This window comes from Lapidilactobacillus mulanensis, from assembly GCF_003946215.1.
GTDB classification, from domain to species: Bacteria; Bacillota; Bacilli; order Lactobacillales; family Lactobacillaceae; genus Lapidilactobacillus; species Lapidilactobacillus mulanensis.
Genome location: NZ_RHOW01000080.1, coordinates 1 through 2,970, shown reverse-complemented (window position 1 = coordinate 2,970; position 2,970 = coordinate 1). Strand labels below are relative to the sequence as shown.

3 protein-coding genes and 1 pseudogene are annotated in these 2,970 nt (G+C 43.6%); 2 read left to right on the top strand and 2 right to left on the bottom strand.

Annotation, left to right across the window (positions count from 1 at the left end):
* Nucleotides 1-104: 104 nt before the first annotated feature.
* Complete coding sequence (locus EKM67_RS10445; protein WP_003680378.1) at nucleotides 105-1,001, bottom strand: diacylglycerol/lipid kinase family protein; 897 nt, start codon at nucleotides 999-1,001, stop codon at nucleotides 105-107.
* A 211-nt stretch (nucleotides 1,002-1,212) separates the two neighbouring features.
* On the opposite strand from EKM67_RS10445, the gene EKM67_RS10440 reads away from it, so the two are divergent.
* Both EKM67_RS10440 and EKM67_RS10430 read left to right on the top strand, forming a co-directional pair.
* On the top strand, nucleotides 1,213-1,461 hold the full coding sequence (locus EKM67_RS10440) for a hypothetical protein (RefSeq protein WP_010010721.1): 249 nt from the start codon (nucleotides 1,213-1,215) through the stop codon (nucleotides 1,459-1,461).
* Between the two features lie 206 nt (nucleotides 1,462-1,667).
* Nucleotides 1,668-1,934, top strand: coding sequence for a GlsB/YeaQ/YmgE family stress response membrane protein (locus EKM67_RS10430; RefSeq protein ID WP_003640446.1), 267 nt, complete (start codon nucleotides 1,668-1,670; stop codon nucleotides 1,932-1,934).
* Between the two features lie 67 nt (nucleotides 1,935-2,001).
* Here EKM67_RS10430 and EKM67_RS10425 read toward each other — a convergent pair.
* A pseudogene (locus EKM67_RS10425) lies at nucleotides 2,002-2,787 on the bottom strand (IS30 family transposase); the annotation flags it as partial.
* Nucleotides 2,788-2,970 lie beyond the last annotated feature (183 nt).

The window sequence follows — 2,970 nt, the reverse complement described above, 5'->3', positions numbered from 1 at the left end:
CATTTATTTAAGTTAGATACATATTATATGTACGAAGGCATTTCATTTACACAAGATTCTTGACGCTGCCCAATATGTTGATTATATTAATAAAAAATACGTCGTTATTCGATGACTGTTGGTACGATCAATTCGAAGCGGTCTGTCAAATAGGTCAATTCAATTGGCAGTTTAACCGCTGGGTCGCCGTCAATACGTGTCGTCACGGCTTGACCAGTTGCACTCGTAATTCGTGCACTGGTTGCCGTTAGCTGTGTAATGGCCTTGGAGTTTTGCAAGTTCCCCGTTAGTGCGAACCAAATATATGGAATTACTTGCCGCCAGCCAATGTTGTTAAGTAGACTAATATGCATTTTTCCTGGAGCAGACGCGCTATAGACGTGCCCACCGACTGATTTGGTCGTTGTAATCAAACAGAACCATGTTTTTAAGGTGTGGCTTCCTTCGTGTTTGAATTGATATCGAATTGGCAGTGACTTATTGTGACCAATATGGCGAATAGCACGGTAAAGATAGCTTAATTTACCGAATCGCTGCTTCTCAGATTGTCGAACTTCATTGGAAATGTCAGCCAAATTACCGAATGTCAGTGAACTCACGACTGCCCGGCGTTGATTACAAACTAGCATGCCGACTGCTTGGGTCGCCGGCTGAGTACAAATTAGTTCGATGGCCGCTTGGGGGTCAGTTGGTAACTGGTAGCGGGTTGCAAAATTATTAACCGTTCCCATGGGAATAACACCGATACGAATATGTGCTTCAGCTTGGATTAGGGCTGTCATTGCAACGTTCAGTGTGCCATCTCCACCAATAACAATTAGTGCTGACAGTTGAGGAAGTGTTTGCTTAATTAACGCAATTGCCCGGGGGATTCCTGGTGTTGTCAGTAATTGAGACTCAATGCCGTGGTTCGATAGCGCTTGCGCGGTTTGATGAGCGACGGTTGCCGCTTGCCCATTACCCGCTTGTCCGTTATAGAAAATGCCGTAAGTTGTTGCCATGACAATCGCCTCTTGATTAAAAAATTAAGTTTATTCATCGCTTATTTAGTAAGCTTTTGATAGTCTCAGTATAGCTTGAACACTAGTTTGACTGGAAATGATATGCATCATTACTGAATTAGTCGGGTCAATGAGCATTTTGATTGCTCAATATAAATATTATAGTTATGATAATTTTAATCACACAATATCGGGATGGAGCGTGTTCACAATGGGATGGATAGGTGTTGCGATATTAGGACTAACAATAGGTATCGTTGCAAATGCGGTAGGCGCACATGGTCGGCGTCAAACGACAATTAATTTAATCGCAGGCTTATTCGGTGTACTTGGTGGCCAGCTGTCTTTTGGATGGTTCGGGCCAACAGTTGCTGGAATGACGTTGTTGCCAGTCGTGAGCGGGGCGATGATACTTATTGTGATCGGAACCGTTGCTGCCCAGGCGCTTCAGCCGCAGTAATTGTGATTAGGCATAAAAGGATTTGTTGAAGTAGCACTTGTTAGCGCTATCAAAAGATGGAGGTGTCCGTAATGGCTAAAATTAAACGACAGACCCCTGGTTTTTGGGGTAAATTGTCACTATTGATTGCAATTGGGCAATTAGGATTGACTGTGTTTCGAGAAGTGCGGCAGTTCAAACACCGCCGCTAAAAAGGGGATGACAGCATGCATTGGTTATGGGTAATGATTGTTGGCGCGGCGGTTGGTGCTTTTGCAGGTGCTATCATGAGCCCCAGTCAATCGCGGGGTTGGATCGGTCACATTATTGCTGGCGTCCTTGGGGCACTCATTGGTGAAGGTGTGCTGGGGCCGATGGGGCCTGAGTTAGCCGGAATGACCGTGATACCAGCCGCAATCGGTGCAATTGCCGTCGTTCTGATAATGATGTTCGTGGTTCAGTGGGCACGGGTTCGACGGTCAAAACACAATTGAACAGTGCCAATTGACAGCCTGGCTGTTACGCTCGGCATCAAAAAATGTTAAACGGTAGATTGCAAATTTAATCCGAATTTTTGGACAAATTTGTCAGCATAACCTGATACGGTGTTTGCCAGTCGAGTATTTTAAGCGGTCGCTGGTTAATTTGGAGTAACGTCGTCGTTAAATCTTGAGCACTAATGTGCTCAAAACGAGTCCCTTTAGGATAAAAATAACGTAAATTCCGATTAAAGCGTTCATTACTACCACGTTCAGCTGGAGTATAAGCATGGCAGTAATAGGTCTTAATACCATATTGTGATTCAAGTGATACTAGCCCACTAAACTCAGTGCCACGGTCCACAGTAAAGCTGTGCACCGGACCATTAAAAGTGGTTAGGAACTTAGTTAGTGCTTCATTAACAGTCGCTGTCGTCCGATCTTTTAACCGGTATGCCCAAAGGAACCGTGATTTTCGATCGATTAAAGTTAACAAAACTGCCTTACTATGCCCACGAGGACCAACGACTGTATCTAGTTCAAAATCGCCGATGCGATTACGTTGATTAATCATCATGGGACGCTGTTCAATTGATCGCCCCAAAGATTGATTATATTTGGGTCGTTGGTCAACGTTACGCCGTTGGCGTACGCCATGTTCAGGTAGATCATTCAAGGAGAAACCAATTCTCCCCTGATTTAGCCAATTATAAATAGATTTAGTAACTAGTTTAAATTCGTGAGCAATCATTCCTGGTGACTAGCTTAGACGTAAATGGTTGAGAATTTTTTGCTTTAACCCATCGCTCAGCTTAGTTTTCCGACCACATCGTGATCGCTTGTATTCGGCATCTGTTTGTGCTGGCTCGACTGACGGTATGAAAGAGTAACAAGAAAGCATTTCCATTGCAAACCATCTTGTCAACTTGTTACGATAAATTTGTAACTCATAACAAACATTTATTCAAAGGAGGACTTTTTAGATGACACATCACCAAACGCGCGAAGAAAATGAGAAAGAACTAGCAGAACGTAAACACGAACAGACACT